Source organism: Bradyrhizobium sp. P5_C11_2 (assembly GCF_054049755.1).
The window spans coordinates 1-23,013 of the sequence record NZ_JBFULT010000019.1 but is presented as its reverse complement, the minus strand read 5'-3'; the positions used below and the strand labels follow the sequence as shown (position 1 = coordinate 23,013).

Here is a 23,013-nt window from a genome sequence, read left to right as displayed (position 1 = left end):
TCCGGCCAATTCACACGCGTCGCTATAATGCTATACGGTTTGCGCTAAGAGAGACAAAACTGTTTGTGATGGGACATCAATGATGACGACGATCGCCTCGGACGCGCGCCTGGCCGGCACGGAGCGGACCTATCCGCCGCGCGCCGCCGTCATCAGCTGGATCTTCTTTGACTGGGCCGCCCAGCCCTATTTCACGCTGATCACGACCTTCGTGTTCGCGCCCTATTTCGCGACCAGCATCGCGCCAGATCCCGCCACGGGGCAGTCGTTATGGGGATTTGCCGCGGCCGCAGCCGGCCTCGTCATCGCGCTGCTGTCGCCGGTGCTTGGCGCCATTGCCGACGCGTCGGGCCGGCGCAAGCCGTGGATCGCGACATTCGGCGCTATCCTGGTGCTCGGCTCCAGTGCGATGTGGATCGGCAAGCCCGGCGACCCCAGCATCATTCCGCCGCTGCTCACCGCCTTTGCGCTGGCGAGCGTCGGTGCGGAGTTCGCGACCGTCTTCAACAATGCAATGATGCCGACTCTGGTGCCGCCGGAGCGGATCGGGCGGCTCTCGGGCACCGGCTGGGCCACCGGCTATATCGGCGGCATCGTCAGCCTGATCATCGTGCTCGGCTTTCTCGCTGCAAATCCCGAGACCGGGCGTACGCTGCTCGGCTTCACGCCGCTGTTCGGGCTCGATCCCGCGACCCATCAGGGCGATCGTATCACCGGACCGCTGACGGGCTTGTGGTTCATCATCTTCGTGACGCCGATGTTCCTGTTCACGCCGGACTATCCGGCCAAACGCCCGGTGCGCGAGGCGTTGCGCGAAGGCTTGTCGGATCTGAAGCGATCGCTCGGTGAATTGCCGAAGCAGAAATCGCTCGCGGCGTTTCTGCTCGCCAACATGATCTACACCGACGGGCTGGTGTCGCTGTTCGCCTTCGGCGGCATCTATGCCGCCGGCACGTTCGGCTGGCACACGCTCCAGATCGGCACATTCGGCATCATGCTGGCGATCGCCGGCACGTTCGGTGCGTGGCTCGGCGGCAAGCTCGACGATTCCCTCGGGCCGAAGCGCGTGATCGCTGGCAGCCTGCTGATCCTGCTGCTGTCGGTGGCAGCCATCCTTCTGGTCGACAAGGACTCGATTTTCTTCATCAAGGTCACCCCTCCCGTACCGGGCGGTCCCTTATTCGCCGGCGCGGCCGAGCGGGCCTATCTCGTGCTGGGTTGCCTGATCGGTGCCGCCGGCGGCCCGCTCCAGGCCGCCTCGCGCACGCTGCTGATCCGTCTCGCGCCGAAGGACCGCATCGCGCAGTATTTTGGTCTGTTCGCGCTGACCGGAAAGGTGACCTCCTTCATCGGCCCACTGCTGATCGGCGTGATCACGGCCGTGACCGCGAGCCAGAAGGCCGGCATGGCCGTGCTGGTGGTGTTCTTCGTCGCGGGGCTGGGGCTGTTGATGCGGGTGCGCGATTAGCTTCGTAGCCCGGATGAAGCGAAGCGCAATCCGGGACCGCTATCGCCAAGCACACCGCTGTCGTCCCGGCCTGCGCCGGGACGACCCGCTGAGAGTTTAGTGCACCAAAAGCTTAATGCCGGAAGTGCCGCGTCCCCGTGAACACCATGGCGATGCCGTGCTCGTCGGCGGCCTTGATCACCTCGTCGTCGCGCATGGAGCCGCCGGGCTGCACCACGGCGGTGGCGCCGGCTTCGATGCAGGCGAGCATGCCGTCGGCGAACGGGAAGAACGCATCCGACGCCACCACCGAGCCCTTGGTCAGCGGCTCGGCGAGCTTCAGTTCATTGGCCGCATCCTGCGCCTTGCGCGCCGCGATCCGGGCTGAATCCACCCGGCTCATCTGGCCGGCGCCGATGCCGACGGTGGCGAGATCCTTGGCGTAGATGATGGTGTTGGACTTGACGTGTTTTGCGACCCGGAAGGCAAATTTCAGGTCGCGCATTTCCGCATCGCTGGGCGCACGCTTGGTCACGACCTTGAAAATCATGTCGTCGACCACGGCGTTGTCGCGGCTTTGCACGAGCAGGCCGCCCGCGACCGTCTTGGCGGTCAGGCCCGGCGCCCGCGGATCGGGCAGGCTGCCCGCGAGCAACAGACGAAGGTTCTTGCGGGCGCCGATGATCGCGATCGCCTCTTCGCTCGCATCGGGCGCGATGATCACCTCGGTGAAGATCTTTGTGATCTCGCGCGCGGTGTCGGCGTCGAGCGCGCGGTTCATTGCGATGATGCCGCCGAACGCCGAGGTGGAATCGCAGGCCAGCGCCTTGCGATAGGCGTCGACAAGGTTCGAGCCTTCAGCGACGCCGCAGGGATTGGCGTGCTTGACGATGACGCAGGCCGCGGTGCGCTTGGTGTCGAACTCGCCGATGCATTCATAGGCCGCGTCGGTGTCGTTGATGTTGTTGTAGGACAGCTCCTTGCCCTGCAACTGCCGCGCGGTCGAGACGCCCGGGCGCTTGTCGGGCGTCGCGTAGAACGCCGCGGTCTGGTGCGGGTTCTCGCCGTAGCGCAGCGACTGGATCAGCTTGCCGCCGAAGGCGCGGAAGTCCGGCGCGTCGATCTCGAGCTGGCGGTTGAACCAGTTCGAGATCGCGGCGTCATAGGCCGCGGTGCGCGCATAGGCCTTTGCCGCAAGCCGCCGGCGCAAGCCGAGCGTGGTCGCGCCCTTGTTGGCGGCGAGCGCGTCGAGCACGGCCTGATAATCCTGCGCCTCGACCACGACGGCGACGTCATCATGATTCTTCGCGGCGGCGCGGATCATCGCGGGGCCGCCGATGTCGATATTCTCGATGCAATCTTCGAAACCTGCGCCCTTCTCGACGGTTGCCTCGAACGGATAGAGGTTGACGACCAGCAGGTCGATCGGCGCGATGCCGTGCGCCTTCATCGCGTCCGCATGGTCCTTGTTGTCGCGGATCGCGAGCAGGCCGCCATGCACCTTCGGATGCAGCGTCTTGACGCGGCCATCCATCATCTCGGGAAAACCGGTCAGCTCGGAGACGTCTTTCACCTTGAGGCCGGCCGCGGCGATGGCCTTGGCGGTGCCGCCGGTCGAGACCAGCTCGACGCCTTGCGCGGCCAGCGCCTGGGCGAATTCGATCAGGCCGGTCTTGTCGGAAACGGAAAGCAGGGCGCGGGTGACGCGGCGGGGATGGTCAGTCATGAGCAAGATCCTCTGTCTTAAGGAGTGTCTATGCCCAGGCGCGCGGCGGATATGTCCCGCGCTTCCCGATGGTGCTCCATCCAAGGTCGCCAGTCGCGCGAGCGAGCGCTCGATAGCAGCTTTCGGCGCTTTTCTCAACGGCTAGATCGGGCTGAATCACGCGTGACTACAGCGGAAGTTCCGGCTCGCGCCGGGCGTTGCGGCGGGCGTTGGTGACGGAAGGCGAGGCGGTGGAGCGGACAAAGCTCCAGCGGATCGAGGGCGCCTGGCGGGCGTCCTGGCGGATCACGATCTGCGCGGTGCGGCGGGGCCCGTCATTGCCGGCCAGGAACACGCTGTCCTCGAGGTCGACCTTGTCGTCGAGCGCCTCGAAGGTCCAGACGTCGCGGTTGGGCAGCACCAGCATGACGCCGCGGGCATCCGACAGCCGGCTCGCCTTCACCGCCGGATGTAGATGGAAGCGCACCGCGAAATCGGCGTCGCCGCCCTTGAAACGTCCACCCTGCGGCGGCGACAGCGTGTCCTCGCCGTCGATCCGCGCGCCGTCATTGGCGATCATCAGCACGCGGCGGTGGATCGCACCGAACTTGGCCATGTAGCCGTCATGCGAGGTCGTGAGCAGCGTGCCGTTCTGCACGATCTCGCGGTAGCTCTCGACCTCGACCGGCCCGCTGATGACGGGTGCGCCATGCAGCAGCCGCTTCATCGCCGACATCTCCACGAACTGGCACGACGACGTGTCGTGATAGGTCAGCGTCGAATGCGCCGCCGTGCCGCGCGCGAACGGCCGCCAATTGTCGCGCCCCGTCGTCGGCATACCGCAATTGGTGACGATGCGGCTGATGCCGGAGGACAGTTCGAACGACAGGCAGCCGGCATGGGCGTCATGGCTCACGCCCGCCGGCGGCGGGGGGCCGGTGTCGATGATCAGCGTGGTCTGGCCGGCGTCGAGACGCTGGAAGCCGGTATGCGGCATGTTCGCCATCGGCGCGCCGTGGGTGTCGTCATAGGCGAGCAGCGTGGCGAGCAGGTCCGAGGGCGTCGCGCTCATGCCGTTGAACAGCGCGAAATTGCCGTCGCCGTGCCGGAAGAAGCGCAGCATCGGCATCATGCGATCGATCGCGTTGAGCAGTGCGGGTGGCGGCGCGATGTTGCGCGCGGCAAAGGTCTGCCGCAGCGGCAACAGGTCGATCAACAGCTCGATCAGCGCGCCCGGGTTGCGCGAGATGTGGCCGCCGTCGGGCAGGATCTGCCGCTGCAATTCATCCGAGAGTTTTTTCGAGGCGCTGCGGATGTGGCTGGCCTGGTTGGCGAGGCAGAGTGCCGTGTAGCACAGCGCGATCAGCACCTGGAGCTTCGGCACCCCGTCCGGGATGTTGAGCATGGTGTAGCGGAGGAAGCGGATCTCGCGCGCCAGCGCGCGCAGATAGCGGCGGTAGAATTTGTTGTCGGTGTCGTTGAGCACCAGCGGTGCCTGCGACAGCAGCGAGATGACGCGCCGCGCCAGCACATCGGCGCGCCGCGCGACGGGGCGGCGCTTGTTGGCGGGGTTGGCGATCCAGTCCTCGACCAGCGCGCGCGCATTCGCCCGCGTCAGCGCGGTGTCGGCGGCGCGCAAATGGCGCAGCCAGCCGAAGCCGAGCAGCGCGACTTCCCAATCCTCCGACGGCGGCTCGAGATCGAAGATCGAGCGGCCATGACAATTGACGATCTTGCCGGCGAAGACGAAACGGCCGGCATAGATCTCGGCGGCGCGGGTCGCGTCTGCCGTGCGCAGGTCATGCGGCGCGATGATCAGCCGGTCGGTGCGGCCCGGCCAGACCCGCGACAGGGCCACGGAGCCGCCGCTCGCGCGCGCGAGCATGTTCCGCGCGAAGCGGTTCATGACCAGCGTCGAGATTCGTCTGCGTTGAGCGACCGACACGCCTTGCCTTGTAAGGGGGAGAGGATTCCGACGAATCCTTTTAATCCCAAAATCGGACGCCTGACACCACCTTGAAAGGGGGCGAATCAGCGTCGTGACCGCAAAAACCGGTGCAAAATCAGGATTTAACGAGCCTGGCGGCGTAAAATCCGTCGAGCCCGCCAAGCTTTGGATCGGCGTTCGGCAGATGGCTGGGCAGGGTGCGCAGGTCGCCATCGGCGGTGATGATCTCGGAGAGCCCGGAGACCTCGGACGCTTCGATCGGCACGCGCCGCAGCGCAGGCTCCGCGGCCAGCAGCGCGGCGATGGCCTGCTCGCCCTCTTCGGGCTCCAGCGAACAGGTGCAGTAGACCAGTGTTCCGCCGGGCTTGAGCAGCGAGACGGATTTTCGCAGAAGGCGCTGCTGGAGCGTGGTCAAGGCCGCGACGTCGGACTCCTGCCGCAGCCATGCCACGTCGGGGTGACGGCGAATCGTGCCGGTCGAGGTGCAGGGCGCATCGATCAGGATACCGTCGAAGCCGTCCGCCGGGCCGGGCCATTCCACGGCGTCGGCGACGACCGTCTCGGCCTGGAGCGACAGCCGTGCCAGATTTTCGCGCAGCCGCGCCACCCGGGCGGGCGAGCGGTCGATCGCCGTGACATGCGCGCCGGCCTGCACCAGTTGGGCGGTCTTGCCGCCGGGGGCCGCGCAGAGATCGGCGATGGATTTGCCGGCGATGTCGCCGAACAGCCGGGCCGGCAGCGCGGCGGCCGCGTCCTGCACCCACCATTGTCCCTCGGCGAAGCCGGGCAGCATGGTCACCGCGCCGTGCAGAACCGTGCGCACCGATCCGGTCGGCAGCACCTCGCCATGCAGCCGGCTCGCCCATTGCTCGGCGTCCGACTTCACGGTCAGATCGAGCGAAGGGTCGTGGCCGAGCGCGAGCGCCATGTCCCGTGCGACGGTCTCGCCGTAATGCGCGCTCCAGCGCGCGAGCAACCAGGGCGGCAGGTCCAGCGACTGCGCGGCAACCTCCTCCACCAGCGCCTTGCCCTCGCGCGCGCAGCGGCGCAGCACGGCGTTGACGAGGCCGGCATAGCGCGCGGCGCGCCGGTCGGATTGCACGAGGCGAACGGAGAGATCGACTGCGGCGTGATCGGGCACGTCCATCCAGAGGATCTGTGCGGCGCCGATCAGAAGCGCGCTCTGCGCACGCGGTGCGTCGGATGGAATGCCCTTGTCGAGCAGGCGAGAGAGCACGTGGCCGAGCGTGCCGAGCCGGCGCAGGATGGTCGCCACCAAGCGCCGCATCAGCGCGCGGTCGCGGTCGGCCAGCGTCTTGAGTCCGGGATGAGCGCCGGCGCCGTCGAGCTGATCGTCGAGCGTACGGCGCTTGTGCAGCACACCGTCGACGATATCGGCGGCGATCCGCCGTGCCGCGAGACCGGGCACTTCGGACGGAGGTGCGAAACGTTGAGATGGCATGCGGCTTAAGGTTCTGAGCGAGCGGCAGTTCCGCCGAAGGGGCGCATGCCTTAACAACCCCAGCTGTGGCACGCGAATATGCCAAATGTAAGAATGACCTCTGGCGTTTACATCCCGTGACGATCATTTCAGCAATGTTTTATTGGACGTCGCGCGCGTTCCGATCTTGCGCTAGGAACCCAGACGATGAGTGACCAGCCCTCCGTTCCCGATCGCAAGCCGCTTTCCCCAGCCGCCCAGCGTGCGCTGGCCGAAGCCGAGGCGCGACGGCAGGCCGCGGCTGCCCAGGCCGAGGCGGCGCCGAAGGAGTTGCAGGGACCCAAAGGACCCGAGCCCACCCGTTACGGCGATTGGGAGCGCAAAGGCATCGCCTCGGACTTTTGAGACGCTGGCCTGTAAGGTCGCCTTGTAAGGCTCTCTTGCCGCCGCGCCCGACTCAGCCCTAGCGTGCGCGGATGTCGCGCTTCGATCCGAGCCATCCATATCGGCCTTCCTACAGCGGCGCGCCGTTCGGCCGGCGCTTCTCCGGATTGTTGCCGTGGATGTTCGTGGTCGGCGTCGCGGTGGCGGTCGTGCTTGCTTTCCGCCACGGGACGAACTGGCCCATTCCGCAGATAGCCGATGGTCGGCCGCAAGATGCCGAAATCATCTTGCAGCAGGCCAATCCGGACATCCGCAAAACGGTCGACGTCATCCGCACCATCGACGGCGATACCTTCCTCGCGCGCGTGCATCAACGCGATGGCCGCGACCTCGTCGCGCGCGTTCGCCTGCGCGGCATCGATGCACCCGAGATGAAGGCATCCTGCCAGGAAGAACTGGACAAGGCTCAAGCCGCAGCCGACGCGCTTCGTAATCTGCTCGGACAGGGCGGTGTCACGATTTCCAATCTCGGCCCGGACAAATACGGACGCATTCTCGCCGACGTCGCCACCAGGGGGACCGCCAGCGTCTCGGCAGCGCTGCTCGCAGGCGGCTATGCGCGCAGTTACAATGGCGGCCATCGCGACGGTTGGTGCGCGCGGAGCTGGCGCTTCTGGTAACAAAAGAGCCGCGTCGCAAGACGCGGCCTTCGCCGTCCGGCTCCGATCGGCGCGATCAGCGCGCCACGACCACCGTCGTGCCGACGGAGACGCGGCTGTAGAGATCGGTGATGTCGTCGTTGAGCATGCGGATGCAGCCGTAGGACACGAAGCCGCCGACCGAGCCCGGCACGTTGGTACCGTGGATCGCATATTCACCGCCGGCCAGCGTCATCGCGGCGACGCCCATCGGATTGCGCGGCGATCCGCCCGGAATGACGTCGGGAAGCTGCGGCTTGTCGCGCCTCACTTCGGCCGGAGGCGACCAGGCCGGATTAAGGTACTTGCCGTCGATGCGGGTGGTGCCGGCCCATTGCTTGCCGGACTTGCCGACGCCGACCGGATAACGCACGGCGTGGCCGTTATCGAGGATGAGATAGAGCCGCCGCTCGTTGGTTTTGACCACGATGGTGCCCGGCGAATAATCGGCCAGGCGTGTTCCCACCATTTCCGGCCGCGCCTGCGCAGCCGTCGACATCAAGATGCCTGCCCCGATGGTGGCGGCCAGCGCCACAGCAATCCTCATCGCCATCAATGCTTCCCCTTGCCCCGAACGGGTCGTCCAAATCTACGCAGAACTCGGCAATCGCTGCCTCGCCCAGACATTCTTAACCGCACCTGTTAACCGGATGGTTTCCACGCGCGGCCGCCGAGGGCCAGCCAGCAGGGGGAACAAAGGAAATGTTCGAAATAAAGTAAATGACAAGAAAACAACACTCGGGGGGAAAGATGCGGGCGCGGCCGAACGCGCCCTGACAAGTGCGTGACGATGTGAACGGCCGTCATTCCGGGCGCGCGACAGCGCGACCCGGAATCTCGAGATTCTCAGGCGCGCAACGGCGCGCCGGAGTTCGGTCCTGCGGACCGAACCGGAATGACGATGTGTTGTGAGCTTACGCCGAGGTCTGCTTCTTGTTCTGCCGGTTCTTGACGAGGTCGTCGACCACGGCGGGATCGGCCAAGGTCGAGGTGTCGCCCAGGCTGCCCGGCTCGTCCTCGGCGATCTTGCGCAGGATGCGGCGCATGATCTTGCCGGAGCGGGTTTTCGGCAGGCCCGGCGCGAACTGGATCTGGTCGGGCGAGGCGATCGGGCCGATCTCCTTGCGCACCCAGGTGACCAGCTCCTTGCGCAGATCCTCGGTCGGCTCGACGCCGGCCATCAGGGTCACATAGGCGTAAATGCCCTGGCCCTTGATGTCGTGGGGGAAACCGACGACGGCGGCTTCCGAGACCTTCTCATGCGCGACCAGCGCGCTCTCGACCTCGGCCGTGCCCATGCGGTGGCCGGAGACGTTGATGACGTCGTCGACGCGGCCGGTGATCCAGTAATAGCCGTCGGCATCGCGCCGGCAGCCGTCGCCGGTAAAATACTTGCCCTTGTAGGTCGAGAAATAGGTCTGCTCGAAACGGGCGTGATCGCCATAGACCGTGCGCATCTGGCCCGGCCATGACCGCGTCAGGCAGAGATTGCCCGTGGTCTCGCCGTCCAGCACCTTGCCGTCGGCATCGACGATTTCGGGCGCCACGCCGAAGAACGGCTGTGTCGCCGAGCCCGGCTTCAATTTGGTCGCGCCCGGCAGCGGCGTGATCAGGATGCCGCCGGTCTCGGTCTGCCACCAGGTGTCGACGATCGGGCAGCGGTCGTCGCCGACGACGCGATGGTACCACTCCCAGGCTTCGGGATTGATGGGCTCGCCGACCGAGCCGAGCAGGCGCAAGCTCGCACGCGAGGTCTTCTTCACGGGCGCGTCGCCCGACTGCATCAAGGCGCGGATCGCGGTCGGCGCGGTGTAGAAGATGTTGACCTTGTGCTTGTCGATGACGTTCCAGAACCTGGAATTATCCGGGTAGTTCGGCACGCCCTCGAACATCAGCGTGGTCGCGCCGTTGGCCAGCGGCCCGTAGAGAATGTAGCTGTGGCCGGTGACCCAGCCGACGTCGGCGGTGCACCAGTAGATGTCGCCGTCGTGATAGTCGAAGACGTATTGGTGCGTCATCGCGGCGAACACGAGATAGCCGCCCGAGGTGTGCAGCACGCCCTTGGGCTGGCCGGTCGAGCCCGACGTATAGAGGATGAACAGCGGATCTTCCGCGTGCATGTGCTCGGCCGGGCACTCGGTCGTCACCATCTTGGCCGCGTCGTGGTACCAGAGGTCGCGCGACGGATTCATCTCGACCGTGCCGCCGGTGCGCTTGACCACGATGACCCAGTCGACGCCGTCAGCCTTGGTGAGCGCCGCGTCGACATTGGCCTTCAGCGGCACCTTCTTGCCGCCGCGCAGGCCTTCATCCGCGGTGATGATGACCTTGGATTGGCAGTCGTTGATGCGCTGGGCCAGGCTGTCCGGCGAGAAGCCGGCGAACACCACGGAGTGGATGGCGCCGATCCGCGCGCAGGCCAGCATCGCATAGGCCGCTTCCGGAATCATCGGCAGGTAGATGGTGACGCGGTCGCCCTTCTTGACGTTGCGGGTGCGCAGGATGTTGGCCATCCGGCAGACCTCGTCGTGCAGCTCCTTGTAGGTGATGTGCCGGGATTGCGAGGGATCGTCGCCCTCCCAGATGATCGCGGTCTGGTTGGCGCGCTTGTGCAGATGCCGGTCGATGCAGTTCCAGGCGACGTTGAGGACGCCGTCCTCGAACCATTTGATCGAGATGTTGCCGGGCGCAAACGAGACGTTCTCGATCTTGGTGGGCGCCTTCATCCAGTCGATGCGCTTGGCCTGCTCAGCCCAGAAGCCGTTCGGGTCCGAGATCGAGCGGGCGTACATCTCCTTGTATTTGGCCTGGTCGATCCAGGCGCGCTTAGCCCACTCCACGGGGACGTCGTAGATCTTCTCGGACATGTTTCCCTCCACATACGGCAAGCCGAACCCAAGCGACTGGCGAGCTGACCTGATCGTTGAACTGATTATGCGTCGGGCTAACCGGACCCGACAAGGAGCACAAGCTGGACCTTCGGTGGGCCGCCGGCCATGCGAAGGATCAAGGGGTGAGGGGCGACTGTCGCAGATCTGAAACAGGCCGGAACCTGCCTTTCGGCTCTTTACCCAAGCCGCCGAAACAGGCCGGCGCAGGCCCCATGCGTCCGTAGGAGGTATTTAGAAACCTCTCCTCACTGATTCGGGACTCGCAATACGGTTCGGAACACCCTAAATGGCCAACCCGGGGCCCAACGAGGCCCCTTGGAACAAAAATCAGAACAATCGCATTGACCGATAACAGGCAGGGCTAAGGCATAACACTATGATGGATCAGCAGAATCTCGGGACAATGCGGCCCGCTTCAGCCGATCCTTCTGCTGTTGCACTGGCCAAAGCCCTCGGACAATGGCCGAAACCGGCCACTTTTAGGCGTCCCAGCCCGAAAAAGGCCTTCGATACGACCCCCGCCACCTCGGTCGAGGCGCTCGCGAAGGAACTGGGCCTGCGGCTCGGCGACCAGAACGAGCTGAAGATTCGGCGCATCAAGCGCGGCAAGGGCTATTCCTTCGTCCGTCCCAACGGGGCACATATCCGCGACGCCCGCACCATCCGCCGGCTGCATTCCATGGCGGTGCCGCCGGCCTATCGCGAGGTGCGCTATTCGGCCGATCCGAGCTCGCATCTCCAGGCGGTCGGCCGCGATGCCGCGGGCCGGCTGCAATACCGCTATCATGCCGATTGGGAAAAGGTCCGCGAGCAGCGCAAGGCGCACCGGTTGGAAAAGCTCGTCGGCGCGCTGCCAAAAATCCGGCGCAAGGTCTCGATGTTCCTGTCGGGCGACGAGCCGACGCGGGAGTTCGCGCTCTCGGCCGTGATCGAGCTGATCGCACGGACCGCGATCCGCCCCGGCAACGAATCCTATGCCCGCCTCAACGGCACCCGCGGCGCGACCACGATGCTGAAATCCAACGTCACGCTGGAAGACGATAGCTTCGTGCTGACCTTCAAGGCGAAGGGCGGTAAGGCGGTGCGGAAGGAGTGCGACGCGGCCAAGCTGGTGCGTGCGATCGGCATTCTGCGCGGCGTTCCCGGCAAGCGCATGTTCCAGTATCGCGATGCCTCCGGCATCGTGCGCGCGGTCAGCACCACGCAGGTGAATGCGTTCCTGCGCGAGATCGCCGGCATCAAGATCTCGCTGAAGGATTTTCGCACGCTGATGGCGTCCGCGGTGGTCGTGGAATCATTGTCGCGGATCACGCCGGCAACCAGCCAGCGCGGCCGCAAGAAACAGGTGCTGGATGCGATCCGCGCCGCTGCCGACCAGCTCTCCAACACGCCGGCGATCTGCCGCAAGAGCTACGTCCACGACACCATCGTCACCGCCTTCGAGGACGGCATCCTCGAACGCTTCGCCGCGACCATGAAGGGCCAGCGCTCGCAGGCCAGGCGCGAGCAGCTCCTGGCGCAGGTGGTGGCGACGGCGGCGGTGTAACGGTCACGATGCCGTAGTCCTAGGGTGGGCAAAGGCGCGCTGCGCCGTGCCCACCAGTCTTCACGAAATCGATGACAGGCAGCGTGGGCACGCTTCGCTTTGCCCACCCTACGCCTCGTCGGGCAAACCCTTGTCGGGACCGGGATCCCTGCCCGCAGCCGACATCGTGAGCCGTTCCAGATAGTGCGCCCACCCCTTCGCATGCGCGGCCGCCTGTGCTTCGGTCGGCAGCCCGCTATGGGTCATGCGCAGCAGCGTGCCGCCGTCGCGTTCGATCAGATCGATCTCGATCAGGCTCGAGCCGGGCGGCACTTCCTGGCCGCCCTCCCAGCCGAACGTGTAGGCCAGGCGATGCACCGGCACGACCTCGCGGAAGGTGCCGCGGCCGACGCCGCCGCGCGGGCCGATACCCTTCAGCAGATAGAGCCCACCGGGATGCGGTTCCGTGGTCGCGTCGGATCCCATCCAGCTCAGGATCTTCTCGGGGTCGGTGAGATAGGCGAAGACGGTGGCACGCGGGGCCGCGATCTGGGTTTCGCGTCGCACTACGAACGGTTCGGTCATCGGCGATCATCCCTGGGCTGACATTGGGACATGGCGGCGCCGCGCTGGCCCGTCAAGGATTGCCCGTGACAAAGCCGGCCTGCCTTCGCCATCATTGGACCATGCAGCTCTCCCCGACCCTCGCCTGGCTTGTCGACACCGCCTCCGATGTCCCGGGGGCCGACCGCCTGCTCGCGGAACTCGGCGCCCATCTGGTCGCCGACGGCGTGCCGCTTGCGGCAGGGAGCCTGACGCTAGAGGTGCCGCATCCCCTGATCGCGAAGCGGACCTGGCTGTGGCGCGCCGAGGGCGGCCAGGTGATCGAAGCGCTGGGCTTTGCGCCGGGCGGACTGGCGCCCGACCCGCCCAACGATGCCGGCCGCCGCTGGCTGCGGAACAGCGCACGCGGCGAGGTCCACGAAGACAGCGTCGGGCGGTCCGATGGACCGTTGCTTGGCTGGATCGGGCCGCGTCCGTTCACCGCAGACGAGATCGAGCAACTGCGCCAGGCCGCGCGCTTTGCCGCGACGCCGCTCGCCGTGCTCGCGGCGCGTGCCACGTTACGCGCGACGCTGGATGCCTATCTGGGCAAGCGCAGCGCCGAGCGGGTGCTGGCGGCGCCGTTGCGGCGCGATCTCGGCGAGACCATTCAGGCCGCGCTGCTCTATGCGGACTTGCGCAATTTCACGACCTTGTCCGAAACCAATTCGCCCACCGATGTCATCGCGGCGCTCGATGCCTGGTTCGATCGCATCGCCGGCGCGGTTCATGCCTTCGGCGGCGAGGTGCTGAAATTCATCGGCGACGGCGTGCTCGCGATCTTTCCGGTGGGCGATGCGTCGCCGCGTCGGGCGTGTGACGCCGCCCTGCGCGCGGCAGGCGCGGCCAGGGCAGGAATGGCGCATCTCAATGACGAGCGCCACGGCCAGGGCCTGCCGCCGCTCGCATTCGGCGTCGCGCTCCATCTCGGCGAGATGCTGTGGGGCAATATCGGCGCCGCCAACCGGCTCGATTTCACCGCGATCGGTCCCGCCGTCAATCTCGCCAGCCGGCTCGAAGGATTGTGCAAGCCGCTTGGCCAGACCGTGCTGGTGTCGGGCCCGCTCGCCGCCGAGACGGACATGCCCATGATCGCGCTCGGATCTCATCCGCTCCGCGGCATTGCCGCGCCATGCGAGGTCTTTGCGCTGCCGGAGAGTTGAGCTGGATACGGTAGCCCGGATGGAGCCAACGGGTCGGCGCAAAGCGCCGCCCGATGACAGGCTCCGCGTAATCCGGGACAGTCTTTCCGTACGCGCTAATCCCGGATATCGCTTCGCTCATCCGGGCTACGGCAGCAACTACATCCCGCCCATCTTGCAGACGAGCTTCCACTCTTCCGCCGTCACCGGCTGCACCGACAGGCGCGAATATTTCACCAGCGCCATGGAGGCCAGCTTCTTCTCGGCCTTGACCGCGGCCATCGTCACCGGCGTCTTCAACGGCTTGTCGGCCTTGATATCGACGCAGACGAATTTTTCGGTCTTGTCGGTCGGGTCGGGATAGGCCTCCCTGACGACTTCCGCGATGCCGACGATCTCCTTGCCCTCGTTGGAATGATAGAAGAACGCCTTGTCGCCCTTCTTCATGGCGACGAGGTTCTGGCGCGCGGTGAAGTTGCGCACGCCGGTCCAGGCCTCGCCCTTGGCGCCCTTGGCCACCTGCTGGTCCCAGGACCACACCGACGGTTCGGATTTCACCAGCCAGTAGTTCATCGCGCGCCCTATCCGTTCGTTATGCCGGGCCAGAGCGCGAAGCGCGTCTTCGCACCAGAAGACCCGGCCATCCACGTCTCTGCTTCCGTGTTCAATATCAAGACGTGGATGCCCGCGACAAGCGCGGGCATGACGGAAGATGTCATTCCTCTGCCTTGAAGGGGCGCGTCAACAGTCCCGAGATCGCGGCGTCGATCGTGCTCCTGCCGCTCAGGATCGCCGCGACCGCTTCGGATACCGGCATCTCGATGTTTTGCGAAGCTGCGAGTTCGATCAGCACCGGTGCGGTGAACTCGCCCTCGGCGAGCTTGCCGGCGGGCGGCTGCTCGCCGCGGCCGAGTGCGAGGCCAAGCGCAAAATTGCGCGACTGCGGGCTCGAACAGGTCAGGATCAGATCGCCAAGGCCGGAAAGGCCCGCGAGCGTCTCGCTGCGTGCGCCGAGCCCACGGCCCAGGCGTGTCAGCTCGGCAAAGCCGCGGGTGGTGAGCGCAGCCTGGGCGGAGGCGCCGAGCTTGCGTCCGATCGCGATGCCGACTGCGATCGCCAGCACGTTCTTGGCCGCGCCGCCGATCTCGACGCCGCGGATGTCGGTGGAGTGATAGGGCCGGAATGTCGGCGAGCCCAACGCCTGCACCAAATGGCTTGCCAGCGCCTCGTCCTTCGCAGCCAGCGTGACCGCCGTCGGCAGTCCGCGCGCGACATCGTCGGCAAAGCTCGGGCCCGACAGGATCGCGGGCTGGGCGTGGGGCGCGGCCTCTGCAATCACCTCTGTCATGAATTTGTGCGTGCCGTGCTCGATGCCCTTGGCGCAGGCCACGACCGGCGTCGGTTTTGTCAGATGCGAGGCCAGCATGTTGACCGCACCGCGCAGATGCTGCGCCGGCGTTGCGATCAGCAGCATGTCTGCGCGCGCGGCGAGGGCCAGTTCGTTCGTGACGACGATCTCCGGCGCCAGCCGCACGCCGGGCAGCCGCGGATTGTCGCGGGTCGAGCCGATGCGGGTGGCATGCTCCGCATTGCGCGCCCAGAGTGTCACGTTCCTCCCGGCCCGCGCCGCCACCGTCGCCAGCGCCGTACCCCAGGCACCTGCCCCGATCACCGCGACGGATTGGAACGCGGCCATCGCTAGAATCCCGCCCGCGTGTTGCCGTAGCCGGCCGGCGCCGTGGCGTTGGCATCGAGCAGCCAGCGCGCGCGGGGCCGGGCTTCCATCGTGTCGGTCATGCCGAGCGCGAGGCGTTCGGCGCCGGCCCAGGCGATCATCGCGCCATTGTCGGTGCAGAGCGCCGGCGGCGGCATGATCAGCTGCGTCCCGGCCCGTCTTGCGACGTCATCGAGCGCGCCGCGGATCGCCTGATTGGCCGCGACGCCGCCCGCTGCGACCAGCGCACGCGGCGCGCCGAACTGCTCGCGGAACAGCCTGAGGCCGACGCTCAGCCGGTCGGCCGTCGAGTCCAGCACGGCGGCCTGGAAGCTCGCGCAGAGGTCGTTGATGTCCTGCGGCGTGATCTCGGTGATCCGGCTCGCCTCGTTGCGCACTGCCGTCTTCAGTCCCGACAGCGAGAAATTGGCGTCCGGGCGTCCCTGCATCGGCCGCGGAAAGGCAAAGCGCGCGGCATCGCCGCTGGCCGCCGCGCGCTCGACCTGCGGCCCACCCGGATAGGGCAGGCCGAGCATCTTTGCGACCTTGTCAAAGGCCTCGCCGATCGCGTCGTCGACGGTGGTGCCAAGCCGCACATACTCACCCACGCCGGTGACCGCGACGATCTGGGTGTGACCGCCCGAGGCGAGGAACAGGCAATAGGGAAATTCGATTGCGTCGGTCAGGCGCGGCGTCAGCGCATGGGCTTCGAGATGGTTCACCGCAACCAGCGGCGTGTCGTGCACCATCGCGATCGCCTTCGCGGTGGTGAGCCCGACAATGACGCCGCCGATCAGCCCGGGACCTGCGGCTGCCGCAACGCCGTTGAGCTGCGCGAAGCCGATGCCGGCCTCGCGCATGGCGCGGTCGATGATGCCGTCGAGCAGGTCGACATGGGCGCGCGCGGCGATCTCCGGCACGACGCCGCCGAAACGGGCATGCTCCTCGACCTGCGATCGCACGATATTGGACAGGATCTTGCCGCTGCCGTCGGGCGCGCGCTCGATCACGGCCGCGGCGGTCTCGTCGCAGGTGGTTTCGATGCCCAGTACCAGCATTGGCGAATCGTTGTCCAATCTGTGCCCTTGCGCTCATCCATAAAGCAGAGTTCTGGTACGTCCGGTAGCATTCCGGGGTCACCTTGCGCAATTGCCGCGCGCGGGCCGTCCTCGTGAAAGCGTCGCCGCCACGCGGCCCTGGGAACACAAAGCATGTCCATTCTTGTCACACGACCGCATCCCGACAACGAGGCGACGGCGGCAGGTCTGCGTGCGCGGGGTCATGAGGTGCTGTTGGCGCCGGTGCTCAAGTTCGAACCGGTCGTTTTCCATGATGAAAGCGAAGCCGATTACAGCGGCATCATCGTCACCTCGGCCAACGCGATCCGCGCCGTCGCGCCGCAATTGCAGAATCGCGAGCTGTTGCAGCTGCCGCTGTTTGCGGTCGGCGAGCATACCGCGACTGCCGCGCGCGACGCGGGCTTTGCCGAGGTGATCGTCGCCGGCGGCGATGCCGCGGCTTTGCGTGACAAGGTGGTGCAGAGCGCTCGTGACAAGGTCGTGAAGAAAAAAAGTACGCTGCTCTATCTGGCGGGCGCGGACCTGTCGCGCGATCTCGGCGGGGAGCTCGGGGCCGAAGGCTTCAATGTGGTCACGCAGACCACCTATCGCATGGCTCCGGTCAAGCATCTGCCGCGCGAGGTCTGCGAGGGGTTTGCCGCCCATGGGATCGGGGCGGTGCTGCACTACTCCCGGCGCAGCGCGCGGGCCTTCCTGGAGGCGGCGCGGGGCGAAGGCGTTGAAATCTCCGCGCTGGCGATCCCGCAATGCTGCCTGTCCGAGACGATCGCCGGCGTGTTGCGCGAGGCCGGTGCGTCGCAGGTTCTGGTGGCCGCCACGCCGGATGAAAATGCCTTATTTGATGCCTTGGAGCGTGCTTTGCGGACCCGTTTGGCGTAAGAGGACGGGCCGAATCCGGCGAAATCGGGTCCGCCCAAAGATCCGTGAAGGGCATGTAAGTTTGAGGAACCGTCACGATGGCCGATGACAAGCCTGAAGACGCAGGATTGGCCCCCGAGTCCGGCCGTGCCAAGCGCACCCCGCCCACCATCGAGCTCGAGGCGACCGAAGTCTCCACCCAGCCGCAGGACGTGGCGGGCGAGCCGGAGGCGCAGCCGGCGCCCGAGCACGCCGAGCCTGAACATGCAAAATCCGAGAAGGCTGAAGCCGAGCCCGAGCGCGCCGAGGCGCAGGCTGGCGTTGCGTCCGCACCGGTGTCGTCGCCAGTGTCGTCATCAGTGTCGTCCTGGGTCATTGCGCCAATCTCCGGCGCGGTGGCCGCGGCGCTGGTGATCGCGGTCGGCTGGATGCTGGGTTGGCCCGCGGTGCAGGCGCCGCCGGCTGCGCCGCAAGTGACGAGCGCGACGGTCGATGCGCTGAGCGGACGCGTTGCCGCCGTTGAGGCCAAGGCCGGCAAGCCCGCAGCCGATCCGGCGATGGTGTCGCGGATCGATGCGCTGGAAAAATCCGTCGGTGCCTTGCGCAGCGACATCGCCGGTCTGCGCGCGCAGTCCGACAAGACCGCAAGCGCCCTGAACGATGCGAAATCCGCGCCGGCCGCCGCGGCGGCCTCATCCGACCTCGCGGCCCTCAACGAGCGCATCTCCCAGCTCGAGCGTGCCAGCAAGACCGATCGCGCCGCGCTCGCGCAGCAGGGCGAGAAGATCGCCGGTGCGAAGCCGATGGATGACAAGCCGCTGCGCAACGTGGTCGCGGCCGCCCTGCTCGACGTCGCCGTTCGTCACGGCGATCCCTACGAGTCGCAGCTCGCCGCGGCGCGCTCGCTTGCGGCCAAGCCCGAGGCGCTGAAGCCGCTCGAAGTCTTCGCATCGTCGGGCATCCCGACGCCGGTCGCGCTCAGCCGCGAGCTCCTCAACAACATCGTGCCGAAATTGGCGCCGCCGGCGGAGCCGCCCGCCAGCGGCGGCGGTATCGTCGAGCGGCTTCAGGCCGGGGCATCGAAGCTGGTCCGCATCGAGCGTACCGACGGGGTCGGCAACGATCGCGGCGCCATCGTCGCGCGGGTGACCGCGGCGGCGCTCCGCAACGATTTCGTCGAGGCGCGGCGCGAATTGAAGAACCTGCCCGAGGCGGATCTCGCCCCCGCGCAAGCCTGGCTCGACAAGGCCAATGCGCGCGATGCCGCGCTGGCGGCGTCGCGCAAATTCGCCGACGACGCCATGGCGGATCTCGCCAAGCCTGCTCAATAAGATTCGCGCAACAATCTGCGCGTATAGGGATCGCCATGCTTCGCATCGTCCTCTTTCTTGTCCTGATCGCGCTGGCGGCGGCTGGCGGGGCCTGGGTCGCCGACCAGCCCGGCGATCTGGTTCTGACCTGGGGCGGTGTCCGCGCCACAACGACGTTTCCCAGGTTCGTGCTCGGGCTCGGCATCTTTGCCGCGGCGGTCGTGTTGGTCTGGAGCATCCTGACCGTGATCTGGCGCACGCCGGGGCGGCTGCGCCGCCGTCGCCACGACAAGCGCCACGCCCGCGGCCGCCATGCCATCACCCACGGCCTGCTCGCGATCGGCCATGGCGACACCGCGCTTGCCCGTCGGCACGCCGAAGCGGCGCGGCGCCATGCGCCCGACGATCCGCTCGCGCTTCTGTTGCACGCACAGTCGGCGCAGCTCGAAGGCAATCGCGACGAGGCCCAGCGCGCCTTCCGCGCCATGGCCGAGCGCGCGGATACGCGGCTGCTCGGCCTGCGCGGCCTGTTCATCGAGGCGCAGCGTGCCGACGATGCGGTCGGCGCAGTGATGATCGCGGAGGAAGCGATCAAGCTGTCGCCGTCGTCGACCTGGGCGTCGCATGCGGTGCTCGGCTTCCGCTGCGCGCGCGGCGATTGGAGCGGCGCGCTTGCGATCCTCGATTCGAACCTGTCCGCCGGCCTGATCGACAAGGCCGCCTATCGGAGGCAGCGCGGCGTGCTGCTCACGGCGCGCGCGCTGGAATTGGAGACCATGGACCGCGACGTCGCGCGCGAGAGCGTGATGGAGGCGATCAAGCTCGCGCCCACGCTGGTGCCGGCCGCGGTGCTCGCCGCGAAATTCGAGAGCGAGGCGCATCAGGTGCGCCGCGCCATGAAGCTGGTCGAGGTCGCCTGGCTCGCCAATCCGCATCCCGATCTCGCGGACGCCTACGCGCATGTGAAGCTCGGCGATTCCGCACGGCAGCGCTTGCAGCGGGTCGAGACGCTCGCGGCCAAAACGCCTGCCGGCAAACCGGGTCATATCGAGGGCCAGCTCGCGCTCGCGCGCGCCGCGATCGATGCCTCCGAGTTCGCCCGTGCGCGCGCCGCGCTCGCGCCCTACGTCAACGATCCGACCCAGCGCGTCGCACTGCTGATGGCCGAGATCGAGCGCACCGAGCATGGCGACGGCGGCCGTGCCCGCGCCTGGACCTTGCGTGCGGTCCGCGCCCGCCACGACCCGGCCTGGACCGCGGACGGTTATGTCAGCGATCGCTGGCGTCCGGTTTCGCCGGTCACGGGCCGGCTCGACGCCTTCCAGTGGCAGACGCCGGTCGCAAGCCTGCCCTCCGACAGAAGCACCACGATCGAGTCCTCGGCCTTTGAGGAAGCCATGCTCGCGGCCCCGCCGCCGAAGCGGGTAACGGCAGCCAGCGAAACTCCGGCGGAACCGGTCGTGGTAGCGTCGGTCCCAGCCGCGCAGGACAATGCCCCCCCGGAAGTCAAGGACGAGCCGGAGGTCACGCCCGTCGGCCCGATGAAACCGGCCCCCGAGACCGCCGAATCATCGCCGCCGGCGGCGACGCCGGTGTTCCGGACCCGCGCCGACCTCGGCAAGCCTGCGCTGGCGCCGATCCCCGCCGTCATTCCGATCATCCGTGCCCCGGATGATCCCGGCATCGACGACGAGGGTCCGAGCGATGAATTTACGGAACAAATCGGCACGCCCAAGGCCCATGCAAAGGCCCAGGCCGGCGGCTGGCGCGGATTCTGGTCCCGCTGGGGCGCGTGAGGCGCATTTCGAAGCCGGCTCCACCTTGCCAATTCGGGCCATGCCCGATATCAGGAGCGCGCGTATCGGGGCCGGCATCGCCGGGCCCCGGCAGGGTTCGCCGCAATAGCTCAGTTGGTAGAGCACGTCATTCGTAATGACGGGGTCGGGGGTTCGAGTCCCTCTTGCGGCACCAGCACTTGCATCTGAAATTATAGGCTTTCTTCGCCCCCAAGGCACTCTCGTTCGAAAGAGCTCTGCCCGCAAGGAACCACCCCGTAACCACGATTTTTTATTCGAAAGTACCCCCCCGGATTTGGGGCCCCACCGCTCTTTTCACGATCGAGCAAAAGGCCAATTCTAGGGCCAGCGACCTGCTGCCGCGAAGTGACGTGGAGGCGATGAGAACGTGCCGATCTCTGGGAAAGTCTAGCACGTTCGCCCTCCGTCAGTTGCCGCCCATTGCGCGGCTCTGTTGTCCGGGAGCTGCTGTTTGCTCCCGGTCCTCTACGCAGCCGCCTGATCGGCGCTTAGCGACGCGGGAACTAGATCGCCGCGCTGGCAAAGCTGCTTCACAACCTTATGCGCGAGCTTCGAGTCGCGGCAGCCTAGCGTGATCGCGTGACGGGGGCGACTAACCGCGACATAGAGCCCATTCAATTGTAGAAGATCCTCGTCATCAAACTCAGAGATGTCCGGCACCACTGTGACGTCAAACTCAAGTCCCTTTGCCTGAAGCGGGGTCGTGAAATGCGTTTTCAATCGCTCTGTTAGCCTTGCACGATCTGAAACTATCGGATTACGGAAGGAGCTTTCCAGGCTTGGTGCCATCAGCTCAAACCAAGTTTGCGTCGTTTCCGCATTGGGGCTGATCACCACAACGCTGGCGGTCCCTGGCAATGCGTTGATCCTTGCCGCTGCAAAGTTGGCCAATTCGGCTTGATCCTGGAAAGTATGCATTGGTGCGCCAACCGGTTGCTCTCCCAACGGTTCGACTTCGCCGGTCGTGAACGCACGAAAGCAGTTTGAGAGCCGCGCGAGTGGTCGTGATTGCCTAAAGTTCGTGTCGAGCATTATTTGCCGGATTGGCTCCGCTACATAGGGCAATGCGTGCGATACCTGTTGGAGTCCGCCAATATGCAGCTGCTGGCCAAGGTCGCCCGCGACCGTGATCTGGCGATACTTCCGCTTGGCACGATAGCCCATCAGGAAAACCTGCTGTTCGGTAAAATCTTGGTACTCATCAATGAACACGGCTATGCGGTCTGAGAATGTCCGCACGTAGGGAATGTCCTTGATATCACGTTCGAACCCATCACAAGCGAGCGCATTGAGGCACAGCGCCGTTACCACGTCGCTATCGGTCACGATTCGCTCCTCAAGGCGGAGCGCTGTTTGGGCTGTAGCTTTAGCCACGACCGAAACCTGATCTGGGAAGTTCTTGGCCAGCAGCGATGACAAATCGGAGCGCTTGTGCACTTCGACATAGAGTTCAGTTGGGTTAAGCAACCGGAAAAAACGAAGAGATACATTAAGGACGGCCTCGCGCAGCGCTCGACGTTCGAAGTCGTTCAGTGCTGCGGTTTCGTGATCGCTAAGACGTACGTCGCGGTCTAATGAGGCGGCCAGCCCTTGGAGTCCGCCGCTTCTACCCTTTAGCCCACGCGAAAGTCCCAGAATCCGGGCCCTCAGAGGACCGCTGCGCCAAAATTTACCTTCAATAGTCTGCCAGCGAGCATCGGACGTCCTGGCTCCGTCTGGCGTTTCGGGTTTCGAAAGGGGTTCTCGCAAAGTGGCTTCCATAGTCTCGGCGAGGTGCATGCAGGACGAATCAGCGAGAGCCATCAGCCAGAGCACAGTTTGTTGGATAGGGTCATTTGCGTCGGGAGAGCGCTTGTACGGGCGCCCGAACAGGCGGCGCGCCTGTCTTTCCTGATTTCGATATTCCTCGAAATCCATGATTTTCATGCGCATCTCAAGTTCTTCGGCTGTCTGCTTAAGGTACTGAACAAGACTGGGGCTGAGCACGAAGCCGATCATGTCGGACGAATCGAAATCCGCCCAATCGTTCGGATTGAGCCCATAGTCGCGCATATGCTCGCCCGATCGGAAGTTTGCAAAGAACTTCAGGCGTCCAAGAGCTACTGATGTCTTGCCGGTGCCGGCGATTCCGTGAACCGCGGTCACGCCGCGAACGGTGCGTATAGCATCCTCCTGCTCGCGTGTTGTTCGGGTAAAGAATTGTGAGCCAAGCGCCGCGTCTGGCTCGTCGGCGAAGATAACCATGGACCAATCGGACGGCCAGCAGGTATCGGATGTGCCACGCTCAGCCTCAGTTGCGGGTTTGGATGGCACTAGGCCGCGCGCTTCCCGAACTGATTGCTCGTTGGGCAAGCGGGCCGGCGCCGATGGGGGTTCGAGGAATGCGCGCACTCCCCGAATGATGTCGACTACGGAATCGCCGGCAACTTGAAATCGCGCAAGTTTGATGTC

General features: G+C 66.0%; 18 protein-coding genes, 1 tRNA gene and 1 riboswitch. Of the genes, 9 read left to right on the top strand and 10 right to left on the bottom strand.

Going from position 1 to position 23,013, the window contains the following annotated elements; genetic code table 11:
• The first annotated feature begins 82 nt into the window (after positions 1–82).
• On the top strand, positions 83–1,468 hold the full coding sequence (locus ACXJL8_RS03920; protein ID WP_456621515.1) for an MFS transporter: 1,386 nt from the start codon (positions 83–85) through the stop codon (positions 1,466–1,468).
• A 112-nt stretch (positions 1,469–1,580) separates the two neighbouring features.
• On the opposite strand, the gene purH is transcribed toward ACXJL8_RS03920, so the two are convergent.
• The 3 genes from purH to ACXJL8_RS03905 form a co-directional block, all read right to left on the bottom strand.
• Positions 1,581–3,173 carry a bifunctional phosphoribosylaminoimidazolecarboxamide formyltransferase/IMP cyclohydrolase gene (purH, locus tag ACXJL8_RS03915; protein ID WP_456621516.1) on the bottom strand — a complete coding sequence of 531 codons (1,593 nt, stop codon included), beginning with the start codon at positions 3,171–3,173 and terminating at the stop codon, positions 1,581–1,583.
• A gap of 25 nt (positions 3,174–3,198) precedes the next feature.
• Positions 3,199–3,280: riboswitch (ZMP/ZTP riboswitch) on the bottom strand.
• Positions 3,281–3,339: 59 nt separating this feature from the next.
• Entirely contained in the window at positions 3,340–5,058 is a 1,719-nt protein-coding gene (locus ACXJL8_RS03910) for a heparinase II/III family protein (protein WP_456621517.1), read from the bottom strand.
• Positions 5,059–5,215: 157 nt separating this feature from the next.
• Positions 5,216–6,562, bottom strand: coding sequence for an RsmB/NOP family class I SAM-dependent RNA methyltransferase (locus ACXJL8_RS03905; RefSeq protein WP_456621518.1), 1,347 nt, complete (start codon positions 6,560–6,562; stop codon positions 5,216–5,218).
• A gap of 186 nt (positions 6,563–6,748) precedes the next feature.
• Between ACXJL8_RS03905 and ACXJL8_RS03900 the strand changes: the two genes are divergently transcribed.
• Both ACXJL8_RS03900 and ACXJL8_RS03895 read left to right on the top strand, forming a co-directional pair.
• Positions 6,749–6,946, top strand: a complete 198-nt coding sequence (locus ACXJL8_RS03900; RefSeq protein WP_456621519.1) for a DUF1674 domain-containing protein — start codon at positions 6,749–6,751, stop codon at positions 6,944–6,946.
• Between the two features lie 71 nt (positions 6,947–7,017).
• Positions 7,018–7,605, top strand: a complete 588-nt coding sequence (locus ACXJL8_RS03895) for a thermonuclease family protein (RefSeq protein ID WP_456684647.1) — start codon at positions 7,018–7,020, stop codon at positions 7,603–7,605.
• Positions 7,606–7,660: 55 nt separating this feature from the next.
• Here ACXJL8_RS03895 and ACXJL8_RS03890 read toward each other — a convergent pair whose 3' ends face one another.
• Positions 7,661–8,176 (bottom strand): L,D-transpeptidase, encoded by a 516-nt coding sequence (locus ACXJL8_RS03890; protein ID WP_456621521.1) that lies wholly within the window; start codon positions 8,174–8,176, stop codon positions 7,661–7,663.
• A 361-nt stretch (positions 8,177–8,537) separates the two neighbouring features.
• On the bottom strand, positions 8,538–10,490 hold the full coding sequence (gene acs, locus ACXJL8_RS03885) for an acetate--CoA ligase (protein WP_456621522.1): 1,953 nt from the start codon (positions 10,488–10,490) through the stop codon (positions 8,538–8,540).
• Positions 10,491–10,890: 400 nt separating this feature from the next.
• Here acs and ACXJL8_RS03880 point away from each other — a divergent pair, with 400 nt between their 5' ends.
• On the top strand, positions 10,891–12,060 hold the full coding sequence (locus ACXJL8_RS03880; RefSeq protein ID WP_456621523.1) for a DNA topoisomerase IB: 1,170 nt from the start codon (positions 10,891–10,893) through the stop codon (positions 12,058–12,060).
• Positions 12,061–12,168: 108 nt separating this feature from the next.
• Here the strand turns inward: ACXJL8_RS03880 and ACXJL8_RS03875 are convergent, their stop codons facing one another.
• The gene (locus ACXJL8_RS03875; protein ID WP_456621524.1) at positions 12,169–12,624 is read right to left on the bottom strand and encodes an SRPBCC family protein; all 456 of its coding nucleotides are present in this window, start codon (positions 12,622–12,624) and stop codon (positions 12,169–12,171) included.
• Between the two features lie 101 nt (positions 12,625–12,725).
• Here ACXJL8_RS03875 and ACXJL8_RS03870 point away from each other — a divergent pair, with 101 nt between their 5' ends.
• On the top strand, positions 12,726–13,805 hold the full coding sequence (locus tag ACXJL8_RS03870) for an adenylate/guanylate cyclase domain-containing protein (protein WP_456621536.1): 1,080 nt from the start codon (positions 12,726–12,728) through the stop codon (positions 13,803–13,805).
• A gap of 138 nt (positions 13,806–13,943) precedes the next feature.
• On the opposite strand, the gene ACXJL8_RS03865 is transcribed toward ACXJL8_RS03870, so the two are convergent.
• The 3 genes from ACXJL8_RS03865 to tsaD all read right to left on the bottom strand — a co-directional run bounded on the left by ACXJL8_RS03865 (position 13,944) and on the right by tsaD (position 16,556).
• Entirely contained in the window at positions 13,944–14,357 is a 414-nt protein-coding gene (locus ACXJL8_RS03865) for an EVE domain-containing protein (protein ID WP_456621525.1), read from the bottom strand.
• A 142-nt stretch (positions 14,358–14,499) separates the two neighbouring features.
• A complete protein-coding gene (locus tag ACXJL8_RS03860) occupies positions 14,500–15,480 on the bottom strand; it encodes an NAD(P)H-dependent glycerol-3-phosphate dehydrogenase (protein ID WP_456621526.1) in 981 nt (326 codons plus the stop codon).
• 2 nt (positions 15,481–15,482) lie between these two features.
• Positions 15,483–16,556: a tRNA (adenosine(37)-N6)-threonylcarbamoyltransferase complex transferase subunit TsaD gene (gene tsaD, locus ACXJL8_RS03855; RefSeq protein ID WP_456621527.1), complete on the bottom strand. Its 1,074-nt coding sequence runs from the start codon at positions 16,554–16,556 to the stop codon at positions 15,483–15,485.
• Between the two features lie 153 nt (positions 16,557–16,709).
• Here tsaD and ACXJL8_RS03850 point away from each other — a divergent pair, with 153 nt between their 5' ends.
• From ACXJL8_RS03850 to ACXJL8_RS03835, 4 genes are all read left to right on the top strand, one after another.
• The gene (locus ACXJL8_RS03850) at positions 16,710–17,456 is read left to right on the top strand and encodes a uroporphyrinogen-III synthase (RefSeq protein WP_456621528.1); all 747 of its coding nucleotides are present in this window, start codon (positions 16,710–16,712) and stop codon (positions 17,454–17,456) included.
• Positions 17,457–17,533: 77 nt separating this feature from the next.
• On the top strand, positions 17,534–18,766 hold the full coding sequence (locus tag ACXJL8_RS03845; protein ID WP_456621529.1) for a COG4223 family protein: 1,233 nt from the start codon (positions 17,534–17,536) through the stop codon (positions 18,764–18,766).
• 35 nt (positions 18,767–18,801) lie between these two features.
• Positions 18,802–20,541 carry a heme biosynthesis HemY N-terminal domain-containing protein gene (locus ACXJL8_RS03840; protein WP_456684646.1) on the top strand — a complete coding sequence of 580 codons (1,740 nt, stop codon included), beginning with the start codon at positions 18,802–18,804 and terminating at the stop codon, positions 20,539–20,541.
• Positions 20,542–20,640: 99 nt separating this feature from the next.
• Positions 20,641–20,716: transfer RNA gene (locus tag ACXJL8_RS03835), tRNA-Thr, on the top strand.
• 311 nt (positions 20,717–21,027) lie between these two features.
• Here the strand turns inward: ACXJL8_RS03835 and ACXJL8_RS03830 are convergent.
• Positions 21,028–23,013 (bottom strand): hypothetical protein (locus ACXJL8_RS03830; protein ID WP_456684645.1); only part of this gene is annotated, 1,986 nt, incomplete at its 5' end.